The organism is Clostridium sp. Marseille-Q2269, assembly GCF_943736985.1.
In the GTDB taxonomy this organism is placed as follows: domain Bacteria; phylum Bacillota; class Clostridia; order Clostridiales; family Clostridiaceae; genus Clostridium_F.
The window spans coordinates 572,045-594,492 of record NZ_CALSFS010000001.1; the positions used below are offsets into that span (position 1 = coordinate 572,045).

Genomic DNA, 22,448 nt, shown 5'->3' on the forward strand with positions numbered 1-22,448 from the left:
ACTCCTAATATACATCTAATAAACTACATTTATTAATAAAAATGTTTTTAACTTATATTTAACTTATTTATATTATAATGCATATATCATGTTAATCATACTATTTATAAAAATTCTTTACTTTTTAATAATTTTCCTCATTTAACCTTCCTAATTATAATTTTATATTTTAAATTTAATTCCTGTCTAAAATTAAACCATAATTTTAAAAAGCTATAGGTATAGAATATAGTATTCTTATTCCCTATAGCTTTCCATTTTTAATTATTAAATGTGTACATAAAAATATTTTATTTAACATCTATTTTATAAAAAATCTTGATTTTATGTTAATCTAAAACTATATTTATACTATTTAAAATAAATCCTTTAATTTATCTCCAAATAAATCTCCTAAAGTTACATCATCTTTTTTAGAATCATCATATTTTGAGAAATCTTCCTTTGGTTTTTCTGTTGCATCTTTTATACTTAATGACATTCTCTTTTCATCTGAGTTTACTTCTAATACCTTTACCTTAACTTTATCACCTATATTTAATTTTTCTGATGGCTTAGCTATATTTTCATCAGTTATTTCTGATATATGAACTAATCCTTCTATACCACTTTCAACTTCTACAAAGGCTCCAAAGCTTAACAATTTAACTACAGTTCCTTCTACGACACTACCTACGGCATACTTATTCTTTGCTTTATTCCATGGATCTTCTTTAACATCTTTTAAAGATAATGATATTCTATTAGATTCCTTATCAAAATCTAAAACATAAACTTCTACTTTATCTCCACTAGACACAACTTCTGAAGGATGATTTACTCTTCCCCAAGATAGCTGTGAATTATGAACTAATCCATCCATTCCTCCTATATCTACGAAAGCTCCAAACTTTTCTAGTCTTCTTACAACTCCATGTATTTTTTGTCCTTTTTCTAGACTACTCCATAGTTCTTCTCTTTTTTTAGCTTGCTTTTCTTCTTTTACTATTCTACTAGAAAAAATAACTTTTCCTTTCTGTTTATCTAATTCTATTATTCTTCCTTTTAACATTTCACCTTTAAATACATTTAGATCTTTAACGTATTTGTTATCTATTTGAGAAGCTGGTATAAATACTCTTATACCTTCTATATGTGCTACAGCTCCTCCTTTTATTATTTCTTCTACCTTAACTTCTAATAAATCTTGGTTTTTAAATGCGTTTCCTAAATTTGACCATGCTTCAATAACATCTGCTTTCTTCTTAGATAAAAGTACATTTCCTTCACCATTATTTACTTCTAATACGCAAACGGAGATTATATCATCTTCATTTACTATATCCTTAAGATTTATATCTTCATTATCTATAACTTCATTCTTAGGTAATATTCCATCAGATATGTAGCCTATGTTTAATACTGCTTCTTTATCTGAAACTGAGATTACTTTACCTTTTAATAGTTCTCCTTTATGAATTCTTTTCATTGAAGAATTTATTTCTTCCATCATGTCTTTCATTGTTATTTCTTCTGACATAAAAACAACCCCTTACTTTTCTTTTTATACTAATGTAATTAATATAATTTTATCATAATTTAAATAATATACATATATAAAAATAGTATATGCTTTATTTTTAGATTTTAGTAAACATTTAAATAATATTATTTTCATAGCATTATATAGTTATTTATACTACTAAACCTAAATCTAAATTTCATCATAGAATTATTTACTATACTAGTAGGGACATAAAAAGCCAATGGTTCTTTTATTAGAAACATTGACTTTTATAATTTAAATAAAAATTTTTATTTTATTATATCTAAAATATCTTGTACTTTTTTATCAGAGTTAAATTCAGCATCCTTTATATATAAAGCTGTAACCGGGTAATCTGAAGTTTCATAGGAAAGTAATCCATCTCCATCCTCTTTAAAGGCATTTGAATTTCTCTTTTTGCATATATCTTCTGGGGCATCTACAAATATTTCTATATAATTTTCTTTACCTATTGTATTTCTTGCATATTCCCTATCATCTTTAAATCTACTTACAGATGTAACTATTGTTATTGTTCCGCTATCTGCAAACATATTAGCAACTTCTGCAATTCTTCTTGTTTGTTCGTGCGCATCCTTTCCTGTAAATGATAAATCAGAACTTAATCCAAATCTTACATGAGAAGAATCAATATAATACACTTTACGTCCAAGATCAAATAATTTTTTTTCAAGCTTCACTGCTATTTCATTCTTTCCGCATCCTGGCATTCCAGTAAGCCATATTACTATTCCTTTTTGATTTAAACTCTTTTCTCTATCTTTTTTAGTTACTAACCTTTTTCTTATAGATATATTTTTGCTTTTTATATCTTTTATATTTCTTGTTAATGAATCTTCTACTCCTGATATAATTCCACCACCACTTATATCCAAATCATCAATTATAACTTGTGGAAGCTTATTATCTACAAAATTATTAATTACTGTATTTGATGTTGAAGCATTTGGCTCTGCTGCCACTAAAGCACTAGCTACTGGCTCCAAAGATCTCTCTTGTATAGATCTTAAAGTTCTAGAAGAAGCTTGCATATTACTTGTATTAACTGGGATAGCTGTAGGCGCTTCTGCCCTAATATTCATAGTGCTAGCATTATCAAATTTGAAAACACCTTTTTGTACTGCACCTAATTTGTTTGAACAATCACCTAAATTCCATCTTACTGCATCGGCTCCATATTGATTTATCATCCAATTCCAATCCCAATATGAATATCCTGGTATATTTCTATGAATATATTGATCTACTATATCCTCTGCAGCACTCTTTTGACCTGCTTTACCAAATTGTAGGCCTATCTTTAGTATGATCTGGTCTAGCATTACCTCCATGTCTCAAGAATCCTTCAAAAGTAATAGTATAATCAACATAATTTTTTTGCATTATATGGTATTTCTGCTTTATTAGTTACTGCTATTAACTGTAAGTGTCTTCTACTATTTGCAGGAACATCTCCAGTATAAGCTGTTTCAAAAGTATTTGATACTGTTTTTTGTTCAGTGTCTGTCCATCCTTGTTCTGCTGTGAAAGTAAAGCTTAATTCTGTACTTTTTTCTGTTGATGCTATCCCTGGCAGTCCTCCGTTAAATTTAAAAGTCTCCTTTATTCCAAGGCCCTCTGCAAATTTATAAGTAGAAGCATGGGAAGTTGTTGTATTCAACTGATAACTAAGCTTTGATGTAACTTTATCGGTAGTTGGTCCTAAGTTATCTAAGTTAGCATTCCCTGCTATTGCCTCTTTCATTTCTGTAATTTTTGTTTCTCCTGTAACTAGAGTCTTAGGATCTATATAGAATTTTACGTTAGAAATTGTCATTTTTAATGTTTCACTAGCCCTATATCCATCTGCATAGGGGGTCATTTGGATCATAATGACCTTTTAAAACATAGCTATCTCCTGACTTATAAAAATCAAAATCCTCTCCTACATATTGAGACCTAGTACCTCCACACCATCCAAATCCTAGTCTATCGCCAAGAGTGGCATATTTTTTAATAAAATTAGGATCGTTAAAAATCTTTGCCTTTAGCTCTTCTTCATCATTGAATGCATATATTTTAGGTTCTTGTTGTATTAAATCATTTGTAGCGGCATGAGCTACTTGATTATACACCGGAGATACAAGCTGCGTTCCTAATAATAGTAAACTAAGAGAAATAGGTTTAAGCAACTTTTTTAAATTAATCATTTTTATCCCCCCCATCTTAATTTTGAGTTGTACCTAACATTTTGAATACATATTTATTTTCTGAAACTCTTTCCCGCTTCTTTTATAAAACCTCCTTTTTGCTTTGATTTATAGGTTAACAGTTTTATATAGCTAATTAAGCCATTTTTAAAACTATTACTTTCATGTGCTTAGAATATAATTTATTCAATCTTACTTTAAAATTAAATGTTAAATATTTGTTGCAATTTTGTTATGAATTTGTGATAAATTTCACTATAAGTTCATTATATTTTTTTAAAATATTAAATCAATAAAAAAGACATGAAAGTCAAATTTATCGTTATAAAAGATTTAAATTCCTTTCTTTTATAACTAAATTTGGGCCTTTCATGTCAAAATTTAATGGTAAATATGTACTTTTTAATGGTGAATTATGTTTATGATATTTAATATTAATTATCTCATTAGTATATAGCTCATATAATTTACACCATAATAATATTTATTACAGTTTAATATCTAAAATATAACTTTAAATATAACATATCCATCTTCGTATGATAATTCAATTTTACCATTATAAAAGTTAGCTATTTTTTTAACATTATATAAACCATACCCTCTACCTTCCTTAGCTTTTGTGGAAAACCCTTTATCAAAAATTTTTCTTATATGCTCAGAAGATATTGGTCTACTCATATTCTTTATTTCTATATAAGGATTGTTCTTTATAGTATCAATTGTTAAATATACTTTTCTATTACTTTCAAAGTTTAAAGTCTCCTCAAATGCATTATCAATTAGATTACTAAGAACTTCTGAAATCTCGTATTCTTTTAAGGGAAGATTTAGTTTCTTATCTTTAATATCACAAATAAAATCAATATTTTTATCTTTTGCTTCACAGGTCTTGCTATATAAAATAGCACATATAGCCTTATTATCTAAGTAAATAAAATTCTCTACGCTATTAAATGAAAAATTTAATTTTTCAATATACTCCATAACTTCACGTTTAAGAATATTTTCTTCTAATGTTTGAGAAAGTCCATAAATTGTAGTTATATGATTTTTAAAATCATGCTGTCTTTGTCTTACTTCATCTATTAAATTTAAAATAATAGGGCTATACATGCTATGCATTTCAATAATCTTTTCTTTGTCTTTTAATTTTATATTGTATATCATAAATTTTATATTTAAAAATAATATTAATCCTATTATTAGAACAAAAATATAAATACTAGCACGTGATATATTCCCTGTTTTATTCCAATAAATTTCCAAGCTAATACTATATATAATCAAAATAATTGGAAAGAACAACTTTTTACTTAATTCTTCTTTATATTTATAGTAAGACTTAATTGGATTAAATACATATACCAACACACATAATAATATAAATATAAAGTTAAAACTAATATTCTCTATAAAGCTCTCACTAGTAAAAATATCTGTATTTAAAAATTTTGTAGTAAGCATAATTTCTAATTGAAGAGATAGTCCTATTGACATAGCTATAAATACATTGATTAAAGTTTCTCTAAAAGATTTTTTAAATATTACTTTTCCACCTATAATTCCTATACAGTAATTTATAAATAATCTACTATATTCATTCATACAACCTGTTAAAGTAAATATCCCAGCTATAATTAAAATAATTAAAGCTTTACTTATTAATCTTTTCCTATCATCTTTATTTATTAACCAAAATAATACTGCAAAACCACTAGTCTCCATGGCTATGGTTATATAATTTTTAACACTCCACATTTTACCTCCTATATTGGATAAAAATATAAGTATTCTTAAAGTTCTTAAAATAAGCCTTTCATGTTACTTTTGAAAAATTCTTCTATCTTTTTTTTATACATTTTTCCTACACTAACTCCATCTTTATAGTTCTGAAAATAGATCATCAATGAATCACTAATTTTATCAAAACTTTTTACTTTATCTAAATTTATAACATAGGATCTATGGCATTGCATAAAATTTCCTTCTTTTAAAATCTCTATTATCTTTTTAAGAGGAGTATAGTTTAATTTATAAACCTGTTTGACTGTATGTAAATAGCTTGTTCGGCCAAAAACCTCTATAAAAATAATTTCATCTAATGCTACTTTTAACCATATCCCTCCTATATTAAACATGGCATATTTTATTTCTATAGTATTATTTACCATATTCAATTTTTCATTTTCTGTAAGTAATAATGTTATTTCTTTAATTTTTTCTGCATCATAACGCTTTATAATATAGTCATAACAGTGTGTCTTAGTAAAGGCTTCTAGTATATAACTTATATGAGTGGTAAGAAAAATAATCCAAGTTAACTTATACTGATGCATTTCTCTAATTTGAATAGCCAGATCTATTCCTGAATTTTTTCCCAAACCAATATCTATATAGAAGAGACTTATATTACTTATTTTTGATATTTTCAACCCCTCTTCAACTGTTGAAGCTTCTAATATATTAAACTCTTTTTTCATGTTTTTAAGCACTTTTACTAGACTTTTCCTTTGAGTTTCGCTGTCTTCTACTACTAAGATATTAAGCATAATTTTATCACCTTCTTAAATATAATTTCTACATATTAACGTTTATACCTTTAATGAAATATTTAATATATTTATAATTATTATAACAAATTTTCCGTGTAATTCATATTTTTTATATTTTATATAATATCAATATATATACTATTAAAAAGCTATTTAAAGGAAAAAATATAGCCCCTAAATAAGGGACTATACACATAATTAAGATATTATAATTTTGTAGTATGCTTTAAATATAGATAAACCATGTTTTTTTAGCAATCTTCTATAGTTAGAAATTAGAGGTCTAATTTCTTCATAGCCTTTAAAAGCTTTTCCGGAGTCACCGGTATTTCTGTAACTCTTACCCCTACAGCATTGTATATTGCATTTAATATAGCTGGAGCCACTGAAACCATAGTAGGTTCTCCTATTCCCTTTGCTCCAAAAGGTGCTGTAGACTCTGGATCCTCTATTATTATATTTTGAACATCTGGAACATCCATGGCTGTAGGTAATATATAATTTGTAAATCTATTATTTTTCATTTTCCCATTTTTTAGTCCTATATCTTCGAATATTGCATAACCCATTCCCATGGCGAATCCTCCATCCATTTGCCCTTCTATGAGTAATGGATTTAGTGCCCTACCTACATCTTGTCCATGAGCCGCTCTGATAACATCAACTCTTCCTGTGTCAGTATCAACTTCTACTTCCACTTCACATGCACTAAATGTATAAGGCCAATAAGGAGCTCCTTGTCCTGTTTCTGTATCCATCTGTACAGTTTGTGCAACAAATTCACCTTCCTTTCTTATTTTCCCATGAATCTTTGCAATATCTTTAATACTTATTTTCTTAGATGGAAAAGTCTTTAAACATATTTCCCCGTCTTTAAATTCTAATGCTATGTTATTATTTAAGTTAAGATTTTTTGCTGCTATCTTTGTTAATTCCTTCCTAAGTTCTTCTGCTGCAAGTTTTATAGCATTACCAGTATTATACGTTTGTCTACTTGCAGCTGCTGTACCAGAATCTGGAGTTATTTTAGTATCTTCATTTATAAAAACTATATCAGAAACTTTGAGTCCTAGAACTTCTGCTGGTATTTGGCTCATTATAGTTTTAGCACCTTGCCCAACTTCTGTTGCGCCTACGTATATATTTACTTTCCCATCTTCTTCAAGTTCAGCTATAGCTTTAGATACATCAGGAAACCCGTTACCATATCCTGTTCCATAAAATGTACTTCCTATGCCTACTCCCCTTTTTTTCATTATCGATCACCATCCTCTTTAAGATTCATAGCTTTTGAAACAGCCTCTAAGCATTTAACTATAGGAATACTTTCTGTAAGAATCTGTCCTGTTGCGGTTTCACATCCATGTCTAAAAGCATTTTTAAGTCTTATTTCTAAAGGGCTCATATTAAGTTTCTCTGCTAATGAATCCATCTGACTTTCATAAGCTATTGGTGCTTGAGCAGCTCCAAAACCTCTCATAGCTCCTGTAAAAGGATTATTTGTGTACACAGCAATGCTATCAACTTTTACATTTTTTATAACATATGGCCCTGATATATGTACTCCTGTTTTCCTTAAAACATTTATGGCCCATGAAGCGTATGCACCTGAGTCTCCAATAATTCTGGCTTCCATTGCATGAAGTGTACCGTCTTTTTTAGCTCCCGTTTTAACATGCATAGTTACAGGATGTCTTTTAGAATGAGCTATAAAAGATTCTTCTCTTGAATATATAGTTTTTATAGGTTTCTTAAGATATGAAGCAGCTATAGCTATATGTATTTGAAGAGTTATATCTTCTCTACCTCCAAAAGCTCCTCCAACAGCAGGATTTATAATTCTAACCTTTTCTTTATCAACTCCTAATGCCTCAGCTACCTCAATTTGGTCAAAATGAGGATATTGGGTAGCAACACATACAACTACTGTTCCACCCTCATCTACGTAAGAAACTCCAGCTTCCGGTTGTATAAAAGCATGATCTGTCATCGATGTCTTATATGTATTTTCTACAACTACATCACACTCTTTAAAAGCTTCATCTATATCTTTGCCCTTTCTTATCTTATAATGGTAGATAATATTACTTTCATTGTCATGAATCTTTGGTGAATCTTCCTTCATAGCTTCTTCTGGGTCGAATACAGCTTCTAATTCTTCATACTGTACTTGTATTAAATCTAAGGCATCTTGTGCTCTTTTCTCACTTTCTGCAACAACAAAAGCTATAGGATCCCCTATTCTTCTAACCTTTTTAGCACAAAAAACTTGGTGATCTTTAAATAAAACCCCATGATGATTTTCACCTTTAACATCTTTAGCTGTAAATACTTTTAAAACTCCATCTAATTTTTCTGCCTTAGATATATCTACTTTTATATTAGCATGAGCTTTAGTAGATCTAAAAGTTTTACCATAAACCATATCTTCCATATATATATCTTGAGGATATACTGCTTTTCCTGTAACCTTTGCTAGACCATCAACCCTTAATATACTTTTACCGATTACATCATAGGCCATATTATTTATCCTCCTTATGTTCATATTGGGAAGCAATGTTCTTTGCTCCATCTAAATCATTATTTAAGTATTTAGCTGCAATTTCTACAGCATCAACTATTTTACTGTAGCCTGTACACCTACATAGATTACCTGAAATTCCTTCCCTTATAGTTTCCCTACTGGGATTGGGTTCTCTATCTAGTATAGACTTTGCTGCTAATATCATTCCAGGAGTACAAAATCCACATTGAATTGCTCCTACATCTAAAAAAGCCTTTTGTATAGGATTTATCTCATCCCCATTTGCTACTCCTTCTATAGTAACAATTTCTTTTCCATCTGCCTGAAATGCCATGATGAGGCATGAATCTACTAAAATTCCATCCATTATAACAGTACATGCACCGCATTCTCCTTCGCTGCATCCTTCTTTAGTTCCCGTTAATTTTAATTTATCTCTTAAAAGATCCAAAAGTCTCAAATCCTCTTCTATATCAACATTATAAGGTCTTTTATTAACTATTAAATTTATACTTTTCATATTCTTAACCACCTTTAATTACTTTGAAATATGTACTGCTTTTATTAAAGCATCTTTAAAGACTCCCTTTATAGCTTCTCTTTTAAATTCCATAGAGCTTCTTCCTTTTAATCTTTCCTCAACAACATTTTCAAATAAAAAGCATCCTTTTTCTATAAATTTATTATCTATTTTTTGCCCATTTAAAACCCTTTCTAATTCATATTCTCTACTAGGTGCTTTAGATATCGCTCCACTTCCAATTCTTATGCATCTGCAGTAATCCTTTTCATCAGCTTCTATAAAAATAGAACAAGATATTCTAGATATAGCTAAAGCCTTTCTAAGTCCTAATTTACTGAAACCAAGGTGCTGATTATTTGAAGGAGTTTTAAACTTTACAGAATAAAGCATTTCATTATCCTTTAAATCTACTTTTCCCTTATCTAAATAAATATCCTTAAGTTTAATTTCTCTATAATTATCTTTAGTTCTAATTAAACAAATAGCATCTAGTGCTAAGAGTGGTGGTACTGTATCAGCTGCTGGAGACCCATTACAAATGTTTCCACCTATAGTCCCTCTATTTCTTATTTGAGGAGAACCTACCGATCTTGCAGCATCACTAAGTCCTTTAGCTTTAAGTTTTATAATTTCATCGTTTGATATTTCTGTAAATGTAGTACATGCTCCTATCTCTATAAATTCTCCCTGCTGTCTTATAAATTTCATCTCATGTATACTAGATATATCTATAAGAACACTTCTATTTAATTTTCTTTCCTTTATTTCTATAACTAAATCTGTGCCTCCAGCTAAAACTTTAGATTTCTCTTTGTAATTTTCAAGAATTTCTAAGGCTTCATTAATCCTATGAACCTTGTACACCTCTTTTAAATCCACTATTATTCCCCCTCATATTCAATTATGTATATAATTTTTTGAATATATTAAAGATTCTATTAATATACTTCTAGTTTATTCTATACTTTTACTTTTAATATATCAAATTGAAAAACTTCATATATATTACTTTTATATTTGAATAATAAGTATATTTAGCGATTAACTTGGTAAGTTATAGTATATTTTTACATTTCATATAATTTTATTTTTGTTATATTTAATATGACTATCTAAACCTAACCATACACTTTTCTTTTATACAAATACCAATATTGGAATTTATAGTAATTGATAAGTTATTTGATGATTTTTGATAAATCAATATACCTTTTGACCATATTTGAGTACATAAAAAGTCTAACAAATAATATGAATTATTTTTTTAATCATTAGTATAAGTTTTTAGGATCACAAATACAACCTATGATATTCAAAATACAAATATTATTCTGCAAAAGATACTATTTTATAATTAACCCAAAAAGGATTTACTGCTAAATATAACAATATATCTTAGCAATAAACCCTTTTTTATTATGAAATTTGTATAATCTTATTACATAAAAATGCTGTTATATCTTAATAGAACATTTTTCCATATATTTTTGTCTTGAAATTGCTGTAATTATATATAAATTTTCTAAAGCATCAACATAGTTGATACTTTAGAAAATAATAATTTATTCATTTAAACTAACTTTCACTTTATTTCTTTCCGTTATTTTTACTTTATTACTTGCTTTCATTTGAATGGAGAATATTAAGAATGCTCCTATAAGCATAAGTATTATGCCACTCAGATTGTTAATCTTAAACAATGCTGTATCACCTATAATAATAAATGCTAATATTGGTGCTAATATTGGCTTTACAAAGAACATTAACGAAGCCATTGTAGCATTTGTTTTCTCCATAACTATAAATAGTAATCCGAAGCTAATGCCTGATACAATTATAGAAATATAAAGAAGTAATAAAATATTATTTAAAGCAATACCCTTTATTATTGGTATTGAATGAAAAATAGAAAGTTCATTAGCAACTAGCCAATTAGAAACAAAGTTAATATGTGATATTCCTATAAAAATAAGTAATTCAATACTTCCTACTAAAAATGTAAAAGATGTTACAGTTAATCCACTTAATTTTTTTCTAACGATCATAAATTTACTGCTAATACTGTATAAAGCAAATGTAAAAGCTGCTATAAGACTTAGCATCATACTTGGTAAAGCTGTTGGATTTATTTTAGATGGATTAATTATAAAGACTATTCCTATAAAGCATATAGCTAATCCCAAAGCAATTCCTTTAGTAATTCTTTCTTTAAATATCAAGCTTGCCAAAGCCATTGTAAAAAATGGATTGCAACTAAATATAATAGCAACTACTGCTGGAGAAGATCCTTTTGTAATTATAGCCCATGTAAAAAATGTCATACTTACAATTATACAAATAAACCCTGTCCATAAAAACCAAATAAAATCAGATTTATTAAGTTTTCTATCATTCTTCTTTAAACTTTTAATAGCAAGTGGAAGTAGTACTAATCCTCCAATTAAAAATCTTAAAAAATTTAACTGTATAGGATTAAAAGCACCATGTGTATTTTTAATAGCAATTTCCATTGTGCTAAACAAAAATGCGGCAATTATAATAAGATTTATACTTTTTTTCATATCAAAACCCCTTACCTATAATTTTAAACAATACATTTTTCTGATTTTATATTCATTTGATGTCCACTAAAATTTCCTTTTACTTTTTCTTTTATCTTCTTGGCACAAACTAATAATTTATCAAAATTTATTCCCGTATCATAACCCAATTCATTTAATACATATACTAGATCCTCAGTAGATGTATTTCCAGAAGCTCCTGGTGCAAATGGGCATCCACCAAGTCCTCCAATAGAAGTTTGTACTGTTACTATTCCATTGCCTATTGCTTTAATGGTATTTAATATACCCATATTTCTTGTATCATGTATATGGAGTTCAAAATGTAAATTTAGATCTTGAAATTCTAATAACCTTTTTGAAATACTATCAATTTGAATTGGATTTGAAATGCCTATTGTATCACATAAATTAAAATCTTTAATTCCTATATTAATAGCTCTTTTGATGAATTCTATAGCCTTATTTTCATCTATTTCTCCCTCAAAAGGACATCCAAATGCTGTAGCTAAATCTAGATTAACTTTTAAATCAGGATATTTTTCTACTATCTCTTCTAATTCTTTGAATGATTCATCTGTTGTTTTATTTACATTAGCTTTATTATGTAATTCGCTGACTGAAATTACATAAGATACCTCTTTTAATCCAGTTTCATAAGCATCTTTAGCTCCTCTTAAATTAGGAACTAGTGCAAAAAATTCAACGTCACTATTTTTATACTTATTAAGAACATATTTAGTTATTTCTTTACTATCTTTTAATTGTGGAATTGCTTTTGGACTAACAAAAGATGTTATTTGTATTTTCTTAATATTAGATTCAATTAAATCATCAATTATTTCTTTCTTAAATTCTGTTGGTATAAATTCCTTTACATTTTGAAAGCCATCCCTTGGTCCAACTTCAACTATTTTAACGAAATTATCCATATAATACACCTCTACAATTATCCATTAGATTACAGAATTTATTTTTAAATCTTCTATTTGCTCTTCAGTCAATCCAAGCATTTCTTTATAAACGTTAATATTATCTTGTCCAAGCAGTGGAGCTGGTTTTCTTATAGCTGGTTTTGTATCTGATAATTTTATATGACACCCTGTTAATTTCATTTTTCCTGCTTTTGGATGTTTAACATCAACAAACATTTCTCTAGCTTTTCCTATATGTTCATCATTAACTACTCTATCAATAGTATTTATTGGTGCTACTGGTACTCCTTTATCTAATAATGATTTAACAACTTGATCCATTGTTAAAGATTTTGTCCATTCTTCTACTATTTTCTTAACTTCAGCATGTTTCTCTACTCTCTTATATACAGAATCATATCTTTCATCCTTAGCTAAATCTTCATTATTCATTACTTCACATAATTGTAACCAAAGCTTATTATTAGCAGCTCCAATTACAACATCTCCATCGGCTGTTTTAAATGAATCGTATGGATAAGTTGATTCATATCTATTACCAATACGTTGCGGTATACGGCCTTCAACTAAATAAATTTGATTTATAATCTCAAGACTTGCAACTGTGGAATCAACTAAAGATACATCTACAGCTTGTCCTTTTCCTGTTACTCCTCTATTAAATAATGCTGATAAAATACCTATTGCTACGGATAGTCCTCCTAACACATCTGACATAGCTGTACCAGTACGAATTGGACCACTATCAGTTGTACCTGTTGTACTCATAAGCCCACTCATTGCTTGCCCAATAATATCGTATCCTGGTCGATTTTTATAAGGACCATATTGACCAAATCCAGATACTGAAGCATATATTATTCCTGGGTTTATTTCTTTTAATACGTCGTAAGATAAGCCCAATTTATCCATAACTCCTGGTCTATAGTTTTCTATTACTATATCAGCCTTCTTTACCATTTCCTTAAACATTTCTTTACCTTTTTCATCCTTAAGATTTAAAGTAACGCCTTTTTTGTTTCTATTTAAGTTCATATAATAAGCACTTTCGCCTTCTTGAAATGGTGCGAATTGTCTACTATCGTCACCTACTTTAGGTCTTTCTATTTTTATTACATCAGCTCCCATATCTGCCATCATCATTGTTGCAAATGGACCTGCTAATACTCTTGTTAAATCCAATACCGTAATTCCTTGTAAAGCTCCGTTTCTCATAATGCTTCCTCCTTATTTTTTGCTCTTCTTTAAGTATTCAAATAATCCTCCACATTCTATCAATTCAAGAATATGCTTAGGTAATTTTGTACATTTATATCTTTCATTTTTTGATATATTGTATATTTCTCCTTCTTCTATATAGATTTCAATAATATCTGATTCATCTATCTTTGATGCTTCTTTGCATTCTATAACTGGTATCCCTATATTTATACAATTTCTATAAAATATTCTTGCAAAGAATTCTACAACAATAGCTCCTACGCCTAAATATTTCAATGTCAAAGGAGATGTTTCTCTACTTGATCCAGATCCAAAATTTTTACCTGCTACTATTATGTCTCCTTTTTTTATTCTTTCAGAAAATTTTGGATCAATAGCTGACATAGAATATTTAGATGCTTCTTCTATACTTAACTCCATATACTGTGGAGGAGAAATAATATCTGTATTTATGTTATCTCCAAATTTTAAAACCTTTCCATAGATTTTATTGTTCATTATTATCACTCCTTATAAAAATATTCTAGGATCTGTTATCTTTCCAGTTAAGGCGCTAGCTGCTACTGATATTGGTGATGCTAAATATATTTGAGATTTATTACTCCCCATTCTTCCTACAAAATTACGATTACTTGAAGAAATACAAACCTCACCTTCCGCCAATAATCCTGAATGTACACCAACACATAGACCACAACTTGGAGACATTATTATTGCTCCAGCTTCTGATAATATGTTAAGTATTCCATCTTTTAAAGCCTTCTTATAAATATTATGTGATGCAGGAGAAACTAAAAATCTTATTCCTTTTTTCACCTTATGTCCTTTAACTAATTCTGCAGCCATTTTTAAATCATTATATCTTCCTCCAGTGCATGAACCTAAAAATACTTGATTTATTTCTATATCACCAACTTTACTAATAGGTTTTACATTATCTACAGCATTAGGGCATGCTACTAATGGTTCTAAATCCTCTGCCTTAAAATCTAAACAGCTACAATAGTTTGCATCTTTATCACTATTAAAGAAATTATATTTATCTTTTACTCCAATTTCTTTTAAATAATTTTTTGTAACTTCATCTGGAGGTATTATTCCTACTTTAGCACCCATTTCTACTGCCATATTAGTAATAGCCATTCTTTCATCCATAGATAAATTCTCAATAGTTCCCCCAACATACTCTACAGCATTGTACGTTGCACCAGCATGTCCTATTTCTCCTATTGTTTTTAATGATATATCTTTTGCCATAACCCCTTTTTGAATTTGTCCATTCCAAGAAACCTTTATTGTTTCTGGTACTTTCAGCCATGTTTTACCTGTACATAAAATTCCAAGCATTTCCGTAGAACCAACTCCAGTTGCAAATGCTCCTAATGCTCCACCCATACAAGTATGTGAATCTGTTCCCAGAACTATAGTTCCAGGTAAAACGTGTCCATTTTCCGCCATGATTTGATGACAAGGCCCTACAAATTCATAGTAATTGTCTATAGATTTCTCTTTTGCCCAATCTCTGGTAAACTTAACTATTTCCGCTTGTTTTATTGAAGCGGGTGGAGTATAGTGATCTGATATTATTACAACTTTATTTTCATCCCACACTTTATCTTTCTTTAATTTATTCATTTTGTCTGCAATCTCTACTCTAGGACCTAAAATATCGTCCATCATTGCTTTATCAACATTTACCCAAACTATATCTCCAGCTTTAACATTTTTACCACAAGAATTACTTATTATCTTTTCTGATATTGTTTTTCCCATAATATTCAGATTGCCTCCTATTCATCTAATTTATTTAATAATGATTGTCTAATATAAACATTTCCTTCCATTATTAATCTGGCAGTTCTATAAACTTTTGCACTCTTTACATTAATTTTGTTTTTATTACATTCTATTTCAGCTTCAGTATCTATAATTCCTGAAGGATGCCCTATTCTAATTATGTCCTTATTTTCTATACTATTGTTTGCTATATCGTTTACAATTGTTCCATTAATTCTACAAGCAACTCCAGTGCATATAGTTCCTGTTCCTGGATATGCTTTATGCATCTTTTGCATAAACAATAATCTTGATACTATATCTATATCTTCTTTCTTTATATTTTTCCCATTAAAAGTTTCATGAGAATATGGTTCACTGACTATAGCGAAAAATGGTATATATGGAGATTTCTCTTTGGATTCCTTATAATCAGAAATCATATTTATCTTTTCAGCAGACTTTCCACGAATTTCTTCTATAAGCTTAAGTAAATCTTTATTTTCATCTATCTCTTCTGGTGTTTCCGTTCCTTTGATTCCTAATTCTTCTGCTCTTATAAATACAAGAGGATTAGCTATATCTACAATAGATACAGTATATTCTCTTCCATTTGCACTAATTTTATCTTTTACATTTCCTGTGGGTAGAAGTTTACCAGTTATAGCTCCTTGCGTATCTGCCCAATCTAATACTACTTTTGCTCCAGTTCCAGGAACTCCATCTATTTCAAAATCTCCTTCCACTGATGCTTTCCCATTTTTCGCAGGAATTTCTGCAATAACAATATTATCTGTATTAGTTAAATGAATTCTTACTTTTGTAATAGGTTCTTCAACTTTTATTAATCCTTTGTTAATAGCAAAAGCTCCTACTCCTGCAGATATATTTCCACAATTTCCTTTATAATCAACAAATTCAGCAGTCATACTAACTTGTCCAAAAGTATAGTCTATATCTGCATCTGCCCTAGTAGATGGTCCTATAATAGCAACTTTACTTGTAAGAGTATCTGCTCCTCCTAATCCATCTATCTGTCTAACATCTGGACTTCCAAATATTGATAATATTATCTTATCTCTCATTTTTTTATCTTGTGGCAAATCATTTTCCATTAAATATATTCCTTTACTAGTTCCACCACGAATTATAGAGCAGCTTATTGGTAGCACTTCTTTGTACATTTTGTATACCTCCTAATATTTTTTTCTTTTGCTTTCATAAATTATATTAAGCAACATTTGTGCCAAATAAATATATCCTTAAAAATTTTGTTTATAACATTCTTCTAAGCCTTGTTATGTCTTATTTATTATTAAAAACATAATTCTAACTCATTCTATTTTTAGAAAATTTCATTATTTGGAGCAATTAAAGAAATAACTAAGTATCAACTTTGATACTTAGTTATTTCTTTTTTGAGACTTTTCTTTCTCATAAAAGTGGCTCTACTTATATTAAGCTTTTTCATTATTTCTTCCATGGTATCATTCTTAGATATCATATAATTAATAATATTGTATTCAATTCTATCTATTATATCCTTTAAAGAACTATCTATTTTAATTTTCATATCTAATACTTCATGCTCTTCGCTATCTTCTAAACTTATTATAGAATTCATATCAATATCCTTAAAATCCAGTTCTTCTACACTTTGTAAAAGTGCGATTCTTCTAACAATATTATCTAATTCTCTTATATTACCTGGCCACTCATAATCTTTACATATTCTTTCTATCAATTTAATTGCATCTTTATTTTCACTTTTATTAGTTGAATATGTATACAAAAGATTCTTAGCTATTAATATGCTATCTTGTTTCCTTTCCCTAAGTGAAGGAATTGAAATATTAAAAACATTAAGTCTATAATATAAGTCTTCCCTAAAAGCCCCATCTGCTACACTTTGTCTAAGATTTTTATTAGTTGCACATATAATCCTTATATCAATTGGAATTATACTTATACCTCCAACTCTCATAATTTCTTTTTCTTGAATAACTCTAAGCAATCTAGATTGAAGAAGTTTTGGCATTTCACCTATTTCATCTAAAAAAATGGTTCCTTTATGGGCTAACTCAAAAAGCCCCACCTTACCTTCTTTATTTGCTCCCGTAAATGCTCCTCCTTCATATCCAAACAATTCACTTTCAAGTAATTGTTCTGGAATTGCTCCACAATTCACCGCAACAAAAGGATAATCTTTTCTTAAACTATTATTGTGAATACTTTGCGCAAAAAGTTCTTTTCCTGTTCCTGATTCTCCTTCAATTAATATAGTTCCATCTGTCATTGAATAAAGTTTAGCTTTTTCTTTTAGAGAAATCATTCTTTCATCCTTGGTAATTATATTATCAAAATTATATTTAGCAAACAGTCCTTTATTATGGGCCTTTTTTCTTAATCTTTTCTCTGCCTTTTCTATATTTGAACTTATATCAAAAGAACTTACAACCCCGAAGAACTTGTTGTTTATCTTTATTGGTATTCTATTAGTTACAATTGTTATGCCATTTATTTCTTGAAGTTGGCCAATTTCAATTTCTTCATGCTTATTTACCTTGTGCATACGAGTATTAGGAATTATTTTTGTAATTTCATTATCTAATACATCACTTCTCTTTATATTTAATATTTTTTCTGCAGATCTATTGTATAACTTCACAATATTTTTTTCATTAGTAACTATTATACCTTCGTTTATTGAATCTAATATGGCTGTTAATCTTACATTTTTTTTCAGTTCTTTATGCCTAGTATCTGCCACATTAAAGCATTGTACTAAAGCATTTTCTATGGACTCTTTACTTGATTCTAAAAGTATGCTTTTTATATTTCTTTTTTTAGCATATAAAGGAGTTAATCCACCACCAATTATAATTTCAACACCTTCATTTATTAATTTATCAATTATTCCTTCGATTTCTTCCATAGTTTTGTATGTATAATATATTAATTTTATATCAAATATATTTTCTATTTCTTTTAATTCGTAATTATCTTTATAGTAATGTAAAATACCTATTCTATTACTAATTTTTAAAGCCTTATGAATACATTTTATTAAATCAAAATTTGTAATACTTATATTTACTACTGGAATATCTGTAAGTTCTCTTATAAGTTCAACTGTAGCACCTCTACTCAAAAAAATATCAGTTTTATTTTCTACTTTTTTAACCAATCTTTTAACCTCTTCTGAATTAACTAAAGCTTCAATATTTATATTTAATCTATCCCAATTATGAATTGTTTTTAAAACTTTTGTCATATTATCATATGTAGATATCAATGTAACATTATAAATTTCCTTATTATTAATAGAATCCAATTTGGACCCACCTCCCTATTAATTTATATATGCTATCTTAATATTTAATTTTTTATATACTATAAATTTAAAAATAAATCTGAAGTCGTATAACATTAATACACTTTTATTGTTCCCGTTATAAGCATAGAAAGAATATTTTTACTTCTCCAATCATAAAGTATATATCTAACTTATTTAAAGTTAATTTTAACTTGTTATATAACATATATCAACTATAGTTTAATATTGATTTAGAATTTATATAAATAAAAAATCGCCATATATATTATATTGTTTATATGGCGATTTCTATTATATTTTAATCATTAACCAGAATTTATATTAAAAGTTTACTATATAAAAATTTATTTAGATGCAACATCTATTGTGTGTTAGCTCTTTTAAATATGTTAGCTTACCAGTTTTAATATAATATTTTCTAGTTTCTTTTATCCTAAAATTTTTCTGCTATTTCTCTTTCTATTCTTTTAATATCTTTTAATCTTAATCTTGTTTCATCCATTATATATTCTTTACTTTTTCCTTCTAAAAGTAACTCTTTAGCTCTTGATTTTGATGATGATTTATCTTCCATTAGTTTCTCCTCCTTTTCTTTTACATATATAGTTTTTGATTTTTAGATTTTTATATACTGCTATTATAAAGTATACTTTTATTTTTATTTTAGGATAGATTTACAATATTAAATTTCTTAAATATGATACTTAAAGCTAGGCAAATCGTGCCTTTCTAATATTTTTATAATTAGGACTATATAACTATTATGAATAGTATAATTATTTAAATTTCCATTTTAAAATTTTATAATTTAAGTTTTTAAAATATTATAAGAATTATACTAATTTTAACTTATTTAAAATATGTATTATTTATAGCGATTATATTAATATAAAAAAAATTGCTATTTAAATTTTAGTAATTCAAATAGCAATTTTAGGCAAATATTACACTTTCTATTCTTTATTAATATAATTATAACTTTTTCTCAAATAACTAATTATATATTTCTTATTTGTTCTAGTAAACTTGTAGCTGCCTTTTTAGGACCATCCTTTTCCATTCCGCTTATACCTAATCTAGTTTTTAGTTGGCCTACTTTGACTCCTGATTTGAAAAATTGATCAAAATATTTAACTAATAATTTTTCTGTATCTTTCATTTTTTGTGCTGGCCCAAATGGATTTGCAAAATAAGTTTTTACCAAACCTTTTTCAGTGGTAGTTCCTTTAGCCATTCTTGCTCCATCTCTAAAGGTATCTAAAGCCTCATTTATATCTTTAAAGAATTCTAGATCTTCTCCTTGTGATTCATAGTTATTAGCATATAAGAATAAGTCTATTGGATATTCTGTAGTTATTTCTTTGTAGCTTGCCACAGGTATAACTAGTCTAGCATTTACTTTATCCGGATTCATAAATATACTTCTATCTATTTGTTTAAATGCATATCCCGTATCTAAATCATCTAACCTTACAAAAGCTCCTATTTCTGTTCCTGATCCCACTGGTTTTTCGTCTTTATTTAATTTAACTACACCCATATCATCAAATATTATAGTCATATCACTTATATAATCTTCACTTAACTCTCTAAAAGCTTCTAAACTCTCAGATTTTCCTGCTCCACTGTCTCCCATTATTATTACATTAGCAGTTTTATTGTTTTTAGTTACTATATTAACCATAGCACCATGTATTGGTAAATATCCTCTTTTTATCATTATTAAATTGTGAAGAGTTAGTGTCATTTTTTTCATGTATCCAAAATAATCTATATCTTCATTGTAATTTACATATCCTAACATAATATCATTGTCTTTATCATCATAAAAAACTGTTTGTATGTCTTTATTATCGTCTCTAGCACCAAGAACATATACTATATCTGGTTTTTTACCTCTGTATTCTTCTTCTGTAGCTATTTCAAATAAGTTACATAAAGTTACTCCATGAGCCATGAAGTCTCTATGAAAATATATATATGCTAAAAGTGTTCCTACCTTGGCAGGGTAGCAGAACCAATGTTCAGAATTTATTCTGCAATCTTTTAATGGATTTTTAAAAATTTCTTCAAACATACCATCCCTTTTATTCTTTTTAGGATAAGTTATAAAAGGTGGATCTAATAATATGGATTCTATAAATGGTATATGCTTTAAGATTTCATAATTACTTGGCATGTCCCAACTAGAGTTATTTAATATTAAACCAGCATTACCTCCTGCTGGTAATTGTCTATATATTCTAGGTTTCTCTCCTAAAACATTTTCTTCTATTTTTCTATAAGTTCTTAATATTAAATTAGAAAAGTTATTATTAGCATCTATAAAGCTAACATTTTGAAGTCCATCTCCAACCTTACTATTTTGAACTATAGTATATCTTTCAAGCTTTCTCCAGAAATTATATAAATCCTCTACAAGTAAAATAAATTTATCTTTATTTTCTAAAACTTTTTCATACTTATCTTCTAGCTTTCTTATTTCCTCTGCTTTTAAAACCATAAGTAATTTAAATATATTAGTGATGTCTTCTAAAAATATATCTTCCTCATATATATTCATAGTCATTTCTATATATTTATATACATTAGTTTCTCTCTTTTTTATTTTTTTAATATAAACTTGTAAAACTTTTTTGAAACCATAGCTATTAAATACAGTTTCTGCAGTATCGCAATATTTTCCTGTAAAATTTATCATAGCTTTTCCTGTACTTAACGAAAATTCTTTTTTCATTCTATTCCCTCCAGATATGCAACACAATTTTAAGTTTTCTTGCATTTTTAATAACTAAGTACTATTATATCATATATTTTTGAAATTTATATAGCAATTGTTATTCATTTTACAAAAGAATTTATAAAATTTTTAATTATTCTTCTCTATGTATACTTCTTTCTGGATCCCATCCTTCAGGATATCTTTTTTTTAATTTTTGAATATTTCTACTTGCTATGGTTTCTAAATCTGAATCTATAGTCTTTGATAGATAAGTAATATACCAAAGCACATCTCCTAATTCTTCTATTAATTTATCCTCACATAATTCATGTCCATGAAATAGAACTTTTTTTATATAATCTGTTACTTCTCCTGCTTCACCTGATATTCCCATAGCTCCTAAAGCTAACCCATCTTTATCTAATTTTATAAGTTCTCCTGCAGTTCTTTGCATCTCTTTTTCATAATCCTTAAAATCCATATGATCCCCTCCATAATTTATGCTCTTATTACAATGCTTACATAATAAAAGATATATCATCATCATTATGAGATA

20 protein-coding genes and 1 pseudogene are annotated in these 22,448 nt (G+C 27.9%); all 21 read right to left on the reverse strand.

Annotated features, from left to right (window positions below; all coding sequences use genetic code 11):
* Positions 1–355 precede the first annotated feature (355 nt).
* The 21 genes and pseudogenes from rpsA to NGI68_RS02625 all read right to left on the reverse strand — a co-directional run bounded on the left by rpsA (position 356) and on the right by NGI68_RS02625 (position 22,373).
* Positions 356–1,519, reverse strand: a complete 1,164-nt coding sequence (rpsA, locus tag NGI68_RS02530; protein ID WP_251859911.1) for a 30S ribosomal protein S1 — start codon at positions 1,517–1,519, stop codon at positions 356–358.
* 275 nt (positions 1,520–1,794) lie between these two features.
* Positions 1,795–2,577 carry an adenylyl-sulfate kinase gene (locus NGI68_RS02535; RefSeq protein ID WP_353505349.1) on the reverse strand — a complete coding sequence of 261 codons (783 nt, stop codon included), beginning with the start codon at positions 2,575–2,577 and terminating at the stop codon, positions 1,795–1,797.
* 3 nt (positions 2,578–2,580) lie between these two features.
* Positions 2,581–2,929 (reverse strand): annotated as a pseudogene (locus NGI68_RS17025) (aerolysin family beta-barrel pore-forming toxin); the annotation flags it as partial.
* Entirely contained in the window at positions 2,910–3,416 is a 507-nt protein-coding gene (locus tag NGI68_RS02540; RefSeq protein ID WP_251859913.1) for an aerolysin family beta-barrel pore-forming toxin, read from the reverse strand. The pseudogene NGI68_RS17025 and the gene NGI68_RS02540, both read right to left, overlap by 20 nt.
* On the reverse strand, positions 3,382–3,735 hold the full coding sequence (locus NGI68_RS02545) for an aerolysin family beta-barrel pore-forming toxin (protein WP_251859914.1): 354 nt from the start codon (positions 3,733–3,735) through the stop codon (positions 3,382–3,384). The genes NGI68_RS02540 and NGI68_RS02545 overlap by 35 nt, the downstream gene beginning before the upstream one ends.
* Positions 3,736–4,236: 501 nt before the next feature.
* Entirely contained in the window at positions 4,237–5,496 is a 1,260-nt protein-coding gene (locus NGI68_RS02550; protein WP_251859915.1) for a sensor histidine kinase, read from the reverse strand.
* Positions 5,497–5,540: 44 nt separating this feature from the next.
* Positions 5,541–6,287 carry a LytR/AlgR family response regulator transcription factor gene (locus NGI68_RS02555; RefSeq protein WP_251859916.1) on the reverse strand — a complete coding sequence of 249 codons (747 nt, stop codon included), beginning with the start codon at positions 6,285–6,287 and terminating at the stop codon, positions 5,541–5,543.
* Positions 6,288–6,565: 278 nt separating this feature from the next.
* Positions 6,566–7,546 carry a xanthine dehydrogenase family protein molybdopterin-binding subunit gene (locus NGI68_RS02560; RefSeq protein ID WP_251859917.1) on the reverse strand — a complete coding sequence of 327 codons (981 nt, stop codon included), beginning with the start codon at positions 7,544–7,546 and terminating at the stop codon, positions 6,566–6,568.
* On the reverse strand, positions 7,546–8,814 hold the full coding sequence (locus NGI68_RS02565) for a xanthine dehydrogenase family protein molybdopterin-binding subunit (RefSeq protein WP_251859918.1): 1,269 nt from the start codon (positions 8,812–8,814) through the stop codon (positions 7,546–7,548). Before NGI68_RS02565 ends, NGI68_RS02560 begins: the two co-directional genes overlap by 1 nt.
* A gap of 1 nt (position 8,815) precedes the next feature.
* Positions 8,816–9,337, reverse strand: a complete 522-nt coding sequence (locus NGI68_RS02570) for a (2Fe-2S)-binding protein (RefSeq protein WP_251859919.1) — start codon at positions 9,335–9,337, stop codon at positions 8,816–8,818.
* An 18-nt stretch (positions 9,338–9,355) separates the two neighbouring features.
* A complete protein-coding gene (locus tag NGI68_RS02575) occupies positions 9,356–10,219 on the reverse strand; it encodes an FAD binding domain-containing protein (protein ID WP_251859920.1) in 864 nt (287 codons plus the stop codon).
* Positions 10,220–10,902: 683 nt separating this feature from the next.
* A complete protein-coding gene (locus tag NGI68_RS02580; RefSeq protein ID WP_251859921.1) occupies positions 10,903–11,901 on the reverse strand; it encodes a DMT family transporter in 999 nt (332 codons plus the stop codon).
* A 23-nt stretch (positions 11,902–11,924) separates the two neighbouring features.
* The gene (locus NGI68_RS02585) at positions 11,925–12,833 is read right to left on the reverse strand and encodes a hydroxymethylglutaryl-CoA lyase (protein ID WP_251859922.1); all 909 of its coding nucleotides are present in this window, start codon (positions 12,831–12,833) and stop codon (positions 11,925–11,927) included.
* A 24-nt stretch (positions 12,834–12,857) separates the two neighbouring features.
* Complete coding sequence (locus NGI68_RS02590; RefSeq protein WP_251859923.1) at positions 12,858–14,051, reverse strand: CaiB/BaiF CoA transferase family protein; 1,194 nt, start codon at positions 14,049–14,051, stop codon at positions 12,858–12,860.
* 12 nt (positions 14,052–14,063) lie between these two features.
* Entirely contained in the window at positions 14,064–14,555 is a 492-nt protein-coding gene (locus NGI68_RS02595; protein WP_251859924.1) for a LeuD/DmdB family oxidoreductase small subunit, read from the reverse strand.
* A gap of 12 nt (positions 14,556–14,567) precedes the next feature.
* Positions 14,568–15,830, reverse strand: a complete 1,263-nt coding sequence (locus tag NGI68_RS02600) for a 3-isopropylmalate dehydratase large subunit (protein ID WP_251859925.1) — start codon at positions 15,828–15,830, stop codon at positions 14,568–14,570.
* Between the two features lie 17 nt (positions 15,831–15,847).
* A complete protein-coding gene (locus NGI68_RS02605) occupies positions 15,848–17,017 on the reverse strand; it encodes a 2-methylaconitate cis-trans isomerase PrpF family protein (protein ID WP_251859926.1) in 1,170 nt (389 codons plus the stop codon).
* A 206-nt stretch (positions 17,018–17,223) separates the two neighbouring features.
* Positions 17,224–19,167, reverse strand: coding sequence for a sigma-54-dependent Fis family transcriptional regulator (locus tag NGI68_RS02610; protein WP_251859927.1), 1,944 nt, complete (start codon positions 19,165–19,167; stop codon positions 17,224–17,226).
* Positions 19,168–19,603: 436 nt separating this feature from the next.
* Positions 19,604–19,744, reverse strand: a complete 141-nt coding sequence (locus tag NGI68_RS02615) for a hypothetical protein (protein ID WP_251859928.1) — start codon at positions 19,742–19,744, stop codon at positions 19,604–19,606.
* A 423-nt stretch (positions 19,745–20,167) separates the two neighbouring features.
* Positions 20,168–21,907: a phosphoenolpyruvate carboxykinase (ATP) gene (locus NGI68_RS02620; RefSeq protein ID WP_251859929.1), complete on the reverse strand. Its 1,740-nt coding sequence runs from the start codon at positions 21,905–21,907 to the stop codon at positions 20,168–20,170.
* 136 nt (positions 21,908–22,043) lie between these two features.
* The gene (locus NGI68_RS02625) at positions 22,044–22,373 is read right to left on the reverse strand and encodes a nucleoside triphosphate pyrophosphohydrolase family protein (protein WP_251859930.1); all 330 of its coding nucleotides are present in this window, start codon (positions 22,371–22,373) and stop codon (positions 22,044–22,046) included.
* Between the last annotated feature and the right edge of the window lie 75 nt (positions 22,374–22,448).